We start from the raw sequence: 6982 nt of genomic DNA, 5'->3' as shown, positions 1-6982 counted from the left end.
TGATGATCGCCCAGACGCGGCTCCAGCCCACCGGCCAGCGGCTGGTCGGGCAAGAGCGCGTCGAGATAGACCGGCACCTCGGGCACGCGCACGCGGTGCCGGTTGGTCGAAATCGTCGAATGCAGGTAGGTCAGCGTAGCGGCATCATCGAGCCAGTGGCAGTCCGGCATGAAGCCGTCGAGCAGCGCCAGCACGCGATCGGTGCGGTCGATGAAACCGCGCACCTGTTCCCAGGGGTTCACACCTGAGGTTTCGCGGCCCTCGTAGAGCCAGGATTCTGAGCGTGCCGCATCCTCGGCGGGCGGAAGCCAGAGGAGGGTCAGGAAATAGCCGGAGACGAAGTGGCTCCCTTCCTCCTCGAAATCGGCCTTGCGCTCGGCATCGACCAGCGCCGATGCCGCATCCGGGAAGATGCTTGCCGGATAGGTGGCAGCCTCAGAGCGCTGTGCTTCAACAAAAATCGCCCACCCGGAACCGAGGCGGCGGAAGGCGTTGTTCAGCCGTCCTGCCACCGCGACCATTTCGGCCGCGACCGCGCTGTCCAGATCGGGCCCCCGAAATTTCGCCGTCCTCTGAAACGAGCCGTCCTTGTTGAGGACCACGCCCTCCCCGACCAGCGCCACCCAGGGCAGGTAGTCGGCGAGGCGCGAGGCAGTGTGACGGTATTCTGCAAGATTCATCATGGGGTTCACACCGAGAGATGACCGGGAATGCGCAGATGGCGGCGCGCGACCTCGACGAAGAGCGGATCGCGCCTGGCCGCCCAGACAGCAACGATGTGGCCAACTGCCCAGACCAGGATCCCGACCAGCCAGAGCTGAAGCCCAAGGCCGACCGCGCCGGCCAGCGTGCCATTCAGAATGGCGACCGAGCGCGGTGCGCCTCCGAGGAGGATCGGCTCGGTCAGCGCGCGGTGCACCGGCACGCTGAACCCCGGTACTGCGTCGAGGGCTTCGAAACTCACCGCCATCAGATCAACGCCCCGCCACCGAAGCTGAAGAAGCTCAGGAAGAAGGACGAGGCCGCAAAGGCGATGGAAATCCCGAATACGATCTGGATCAGCCGCCGGAAGCCACCGCCGGTATCGCCGAAGGCCAGCGTCAGACCGGTGACGATGATGATGATCACCGCCACGATCTTGGCCACCGGCCCCTCGACGGAGTCGAGGATGGATTGCAGAGGCGCTTCCCAGGGCATGGAAGACCCGGAGGCGTGGGCAGCCGGAGCGATGAACAGGCTGACATAGGTGGTGGCGACCGCGGTGGCGATGTGTTGGCGGATGCGCAGGGCGTGACGGATCATTCGGGATCTCCTGGTTCGTGAGTGGTGATGGCGTCTGAAATGGCAGGTGAAATCCGGTAGTCGCCGTCCGGCCCGAGGCCTTCGACACGAGCGAGTTCGGCCAGACGACGCGCGGAACCGCGCCCGGCCAGAACAGCCACGAGGTCGATGGTCTCTGCGATCATGGCCCGCGGCACGGTGACGACGGCTTCCTGGATGAGTTGCTCGAGACGACGTAGCGCGCCGATCCCGGTACCGGCATGGATGGTGCCGATGCCGCCGGGATGGCCGGTGCCCCAGGCTTTGAGCAGGTCAAGCGCCTCGGCGCCACGCACCTCACCGATCGGAATACGATCGGGGCGCAGACGCAGCGAAGAGCGCACCAGATCGGACAGGCTTGCAACGCCGTCCTTGGTGCGCATCGCCACAAGGTTCGGCGCGGCGCATTGCAGCTCTCGGGTGTCCTCGATGATCACGACGCGATCTGAGGTCTTGGATACCTCGGCGAGCAGCGCATTGGTCAGCGTGGTCTTGCCGGTCGAGGTGCCCCCCGCCACCAGGATATTGGCACGGGTCCCAACCGCTTGGCGCAGCACCTCGGCCTGCAGCGGACTCATGATCCCGGCGGCGATGTAGTCCTCGAGTGTGAACACCGCGACGGCGGGCTTGCGAATGGCGAAGGCCGGCGCCGCGACGACGGGAGGCAGCAGCCCCTCGAAACGCTCACCTGTTTCCGGGAGTTCCGCAGAGACGCGTGGGGACAGGCCATGAACTTCAACGCCAACATGGTGCGCGACCAGTCGAACGATGCGCTCGCCGTCTGCTGCGCTGAGCGTCTTGCCACTGTCGGCCAGCCCCTCAGAAAGTCGGTCGACCCAGAGCCGCCCATCGGGGTTGAGCATCACCTCGACGGTCATGGGATCGTCCAGAAACCCGACGATCGCCGGCCCGAGCGCGGTGCGCAGCATCCGCGCGCCTCTCCGGATCACCTCTGGTCTTTGATCGGTCTTCGCCATGCCGGCCCCGCTCCTTTGCAGGCGCCTCCAACAGGCCGCCCTGGATCGGGATCGATTAAGAAAGCCGTAAATGCCTACGGCTCAACAGGTTTCCGAAGGGCGTAGTAGCCTGGCGTGAAAAGACAGGTGATCGGCGGAACATGCTTCACTCACCAAGGAGGATGTCATCGGTCACTAGGTTGTGGCGAAACCTGAAATCAACAGCGCCGAACCAGAGATGTACTGATTGTGTGACGGCCACCGTAACTTCGGGAACACGGAGTGCTTACTTCCGGGAAATTCTAGGCGTACTACCGAAGTGCGCAGACTTGTAGCCAATGGAATTTCGCTTTTGTAAGAGTTCAATGCGACGTGTGGAGAATCTCTTTCCCAAGACTGTCCAGTCTTGCTCTGACTCGTTGATTATTATCAGCGCAGTCATGAAGTTATCGGTTCGCGCAGAACCTCATCGACGTGATCACTTGTCAGTCAAATAAGCTTCGAAGGCCTTCAGCGTGCGACGGGAGACGTGATGCTCGATCCCCTCTGCATCCGCCTCGGCGGTTTCCTGAGGCACGCCGACTGCGATCAGTAGGTCGACCACCGTTCGATGGCGAACGCGTACCCAATTTGCGAGCGCTTCGCCCTTGTCGGTAAGGAAGACCCCGCGATATGGGCGTGAGGTCGCCAGACCCTCTCGCTTGAGCCGCGCCACCGCCTTGGTGGCGGTAGGATGGGCCACACCCATACGTTCGGCAATATCGGCAACCCGGGCCTCGCCATGCATCGCGATCAAGTCGCCGATCATCTCTACGTAATCCTCCAGGATCGCCATCGACTGCTTCTCTCGTGCACGGGCGAAACGCCCCGCCTGTTCCGTGGGCGAAATCTCGGTCGGGGGCGTATCGTGTTCGGTCATCGCGGTCCTGAACTCATTCATCTGAAGTGCGAGGGAATGTAGCATTTTGAATGTAATGAAATCAATATAGCCAAGGCTTGATTTTTGCACCCAGCATCTGATGTTCAGCCTGTATAATATTTACCGTTGTAGAATATGAAGCCTTGGCTATATTACGAAGCCTAGGCATACAGAGGAAGGCTTGATGATCAGCACAGAACGCACGCGCCGTGGTATGAGCGCCGTTCTCTCTGGCGAGCGGCGTGGCTTTGGCAGCAAGTTCCTCTTCGTCGGTCCCGCAGTGATAGCCTCAATCGCCTATGTCGACCCAGGCAACTATGCGACCAACATCCAAGCGGGTGCCGGCTATGGCTACGTGCTTCTGTGGGTGGTCCTGCTGGCCAACCTGATTGCGATGCTGTTCCAGTCCCTGTCTGCGCGGCTGGGGATCGTCACTGGCAAGAACCTGGCCGAGATGTCGCGGGATAATTTTCCCCGCCCTGTCGTCTGGGCGATGTGGGCGGTTAGTGAGGTTGCCGCCATGGCCACCGACCTCGCTGAATTTCTCGGTGGCGCAATCGGCTTGGCGCTCCTGTTCAATATGCCGCTGATCTGGGGCATGGTGGTGACCGCCATCGTGACCTACGGTATCTTGATCTTCGAGCGCCGGGGTTTCCGCCCAATGGAGCTAATCATTGGTACAATGGTCGCGATTATCTCGTTGTGTTACTTGATCGAGATTTTCATCGCACCGATCGACTGGGGCTCCGCCGCCGTGGGGCTGGTGACCCCGAACCTGCCTGACGCTACCGCGCTGACCATTGCGGTCGGAATCATCGGGGCCACGGTGATGCCACATGCGGTCTATCTGCATTCAGGCTTAACACAAAATCGTGCGGAGGTCCGTCACGACGAAGACCGACGCAAGGTGCTACGGTTCTCGAACATTGAGGTGGTGATCGCACTCGCGGTCGCCGGCATGGTCAACATGGCAATGGTGATGATGGCAGCGTCTGCCTTTCATCAAGGCCATAGTACCGTGGCCGAAATCGAGACCGCCTATCATACACTGACACCACTTCTCGGCTCGGCTGCGGCCGCCGTATTCCTAGTGTCGTTGATCACCTCGGGTGTATCGTCCTCGGTGGTGGGCACGATGGCCGGGCAGATGATCATGCAGGGTTTCCTTCACTTCCATGTACCGATTTGGGTCCGGCGGCTGGTGACGATGGTGCCCGCGTTCGCTGTTGTGGCCGTTGGCTACAATGCCACTGACGCCCTCGTGATGAGCCAGGTGGTGCTGTCGATCGCCCTGCCAGTGCCAATGACCGCACTGGTTATCTTCACATCGCGTCGCTGCGTCATGGGTACCTTCGCCATAGGAACTGTAACGCGGGTTCTCGCGATCCTTGGGGCAGTTGCCGTGCTGTCGCTGAACTTTGTTCTACTCGCACAGACCTTTGGTGTACCGATCCCATTTCTCATCAATTGAGCAAGAGTTCATTTGTTGCGCTCTCAAAAATGCCGCGCGAAGCGACGTCGGCTAACATGCTGTGAAGTTGGACCAAGACACAGGGGAGTGAGACAGAAAGGGAAGCCTGCCACAGATCGGGAGCCACGCGCCCGCGGCGCAATCACTCACGCTTGGCTTGAGTTCCTCAATCCATAGATTTCACTCTTACCTACGAGCCGTCCTTTGGATCGAAGCCGTACACCTACACGATCTTTGTTTCTGGCTAACTGCCAACCCCATCCACGTCCTCCGACACCTCCTGCCTCAGCTTCGGCCCCTGGGCCAGGCGCCGACCGAGAGCCGAGACAAATGCCTCGTAGCGCTCCCCAGCCTTTGCCCGCGCCGCCTTGGCTGCGGGATCCGGCAAAGCCGGCGTTGTCGCAAGCCAGAAACGGATGAACACGGCCAGGCTTTCGACGGAGATCCCGACATCGCGCTCAAGCCGAGTGATCCGCCTGTCGATCTGATCCAAGCGCCTCGCCAGCACCGCCTCACGCCGCTCTGTGTCATCCGGGGAGAGGAAGGATGCGATCGCGGCCTCGGCCACCATCGATTGGGATCTGTCGCGCCGGGCGGCAAACTCCGCCAGCATCTGCATGACCTCAGGATCGAGATAGACCGAGATCTTGGACTTCTTGCGGCTCGATGTCATAGTCAAAGCTCCATGCCGTCATCGGGGTTGAGGGAGACCTGCCGCGCGACACCGCGCATCTGCTGCATGATGCGGCGATTGCGGATGGCACCATCTTCCTCATCCTCGGGTGGGTCGAATTCAAACTCGTTCTCAAGAGGCGTCTGCCTGTCGATCGGCCGAGGCTGCGCCAACTCCGGCTGAAGACGGTGCTCCGACGCTGTCGGGTCCTCATCCGCCGATCTCGTCTCGGAAACCCGCTCCGGCTCGTCGTCCTGCACTGGGACGGCCAGACTGCTCCAGTCATCCTCCCCAGAGGCGCCCACATCCACCAAGTCGGGTGGCGGCAAGACCCGCTTAGTGAACCGCGCATCTTCGTAATACCGTGCTTTCGTCGCCCGGATCGGCGGCGTGCCAGCCACCATGACGATCTCGTCGGAGGGCGGCAGCTGCATGATTTCTCCGGGGGTGAGCAAGGCCCGCGCAGTTTCCGACCGGGACACCATGAGATGGCTGAGCCACGGCGCCAGACGGTGACCGGCATAGTTCTTCATCGCCTTCATCTCGGTGGCGGTGCCGAGAGCGTCAGAAACCCGCTTGGCCGTGCGCTCGTCATTGGTCGCGAAGCTCACCCGGACGTGGCAATTGTCGAGGATCGAATTATTCGGGCCGTAGGCCTTCTCGATCTGGTTCAGCGACTGGGCGATGAGGAAGCTCTTCAGCCCGTAGCCCGCCATGAAGGCCAGCGCGCTCTCGAAGAAGTCGAGCCGACCAAGCGCCGGGAACTCATCAAGCATCAGCAGCAGCCGATGCCGGTCATCCTTGCCCTGCAGATCTTCGGTCAGGCGTCGGCCGACCTGGTTGAGGATCAGGCGGATAAGCGGCTTGGTGCGGTTGATGTCCGAGGGGGGCACCACGAGATACAGCGTGATGGGGCGCGCTCCGCCGACAATATCGCCGATCCGCCAGTCGCAGCGGCGCGTGACCTGGGCAACGACAGGGTCGCGATAGAGGCCGAGGAAAGACATCGCCGTCGAAAGCACACCGGAGCGTTCATTCTCGGACTTGTTGAGCAACTCGCGGGCGGCACTGGCGACCACGGGGTGCGGTCCCGCCTCGCCCAGGTGCGACGTCCGCATCATCGCGCGTAGCGTCGACTCCACGGGACGCCGCGGGTCAGACAGGAAGTTGGCAACACCGGCCAGCGTCTTGTCCTTCTCGGCGTAGAGGACATGCAGGATGGCACCGACGAGCAGACTGTGGCTGGTCTTCTCCCAGTGGTTCCGCCGCTCCAGGCTCCCCTCGGGGTCGACGAGGATGTCGGCGATGTTCTGGACATCGCGAACCTCCCACTCGCCACGGCGGACTTCCAGCAGGGGGTTGTAGGCCGAAGAGTTCGGATTGGTCGGATCGAAGAGCAGGACCCGACCGTGCCGGGCGCGGAACCCGGCGGTCAGCTGCCAGTTCTCTCCCTTGATGTCATGAACGATGGCCGAGCCGGGCCAAGTGAGAAGAGAGGGTACGACGAGCCCTACCCCCTTGCCGGATCGCGTCGGGGCGAAGCAGAGCACATGCTCCGGCCCATCGTGGCGCAGGTATTCCCGCTCATAGCGGCCGAGGACCACTCCATCCGGGTCCAGCAATCCAGCCGCCTTCACCTCGCC

The 6982-nt window shown here is 61.9% G+C and carries 7 protein-coding genes and 1 pseudogene; 1 reads left to right on the top strand and 7 read right to left on the bottom strand.

Annotated features, from left to right (window positions below):
• The 5 genes and pseudogenes from C8N44_RS22650 to mntR form a co-directional block, all read right to left on the bottom strand.
• A pseudogene (locus C8N44_RS22650) lies at nucleotides 1–683 on the bottom strand (conjugal transfer protein TrbE); the annotation flags it as partial.
• Between the two features lie 5 nt (nucleotides 684–688).
• Nucleotides 689–970 carry a VirB3 family type IV secretion system protein gene (locus C8N44_RS22645; RefSeq protein WP_107978957.1) on the bottom strand — a complete coding sequence of 94 codons (282 nt, stop codon included), beginning with the start codon at nucleotides 968–970 and terminating at the stop codon, nucleotides 689–691.
• Nucleotides 970–1302, bottom strand: coding sequence for a TrbC/VirB2 family type IV secretion system protein (locus C8N44_RS22640; RefSeq protein ID WP_107978956.1), 333 nt, complete (start codon nucleotides 1300–1302; stop codon nucleotides 970–972). Before C8N44_RS22640 ends, C8N44_RS22645 begins: the two co-directional genes overlap by 1 nt.
• Nucleotides 1299–2297: a P-type conjugative transfer ATPase TrbB gene (gene trbB / locus C8N44_RS22635; protein ID WP_107978955.1), complete on the bottom strand. Its 999-nt coding sequence runs from the start codon at nucleotides 2295–2297 to the stop codon at nucleotides 1299–1301. Before trbB ends, C8N44_RS22640 begins: the two co-directional genes overlap by 4 nt.
• A gap of 457 nt (nucleotides 2298–2754) precedes the next feature.
• On the bottom strand, nucleotides 2755–3195 hold the full coding sequence (mntR, locus tag C8N44_RS22630) for a manganese-binding transcriptional regulator MntR (RefSeq protein ID WP_107978954.1): 441 nt from the start codon (nucleotides 3193–3195) through the stop codon (nucleotides 2755–2757).
• A gap of 184 nt (nucleotides 3196–3379) precedes the next feature.
• Here mntR and C8N44_RS22625 point away from each other — a divergent pair, with 184 nt between their 5' ends.
• Nucleotides 3380–4666: an Nramp family divalent metal transporter gene (locus C8N44_RS22625; protein WP_107978953.1), complete on the top strand. Its 1287-nt coding sequence runs from the start codon at nucleotides 3380–3382 to the stop codon at nucleotides 4664–4666.
• A 244-nt stretch (nucleotides 4667–4910) separates the two neighbouring features.
• On the opposite strand, the gene C8N44_RS22620 is transcribed toward C8N44_RS22625, so the two are convergent.
• Together C8N44_RS22620 and C8N44_RS22615 are read right to left on the bottom strand one after the other, a co-directional pair.
• A complete protein-coding gene (locus C8N44_RS22620; RefSeq protein WP_107978952.1) occupies nucleotides 4911–5339 on the bottom strand; it encodes a CopG family transcriptional regulator in 429 nt (142 codons plus the stop codon).
• A gap of 2 nt (nucleotides 5340–5341) precedes the next feature.
• Nucleotides 5342–6982, bottom strand: a 1641-nt coding sequence (locus C8N44_RS22615; RefSeq protein WP_107978951.1) for a conjugal transfer protein TraG, incomplete at its 5' end; no start/stop codon positions are given.

The sequence above is a fragment of the Allosediminivita pacifica genome (genome assembly GCF_003054175.1).
GTDB classification, from domain to species: domain Bacteria; phylum Pseudomonadota; class Alphaproteobacteria; order Rhodobacterales; family Rhodobacteraceae; genus Allosediminivita; species Allosediminivita pacifica.
This window is presented reverse-complemented; position numbering and strand designations above follow the sequence as displayed.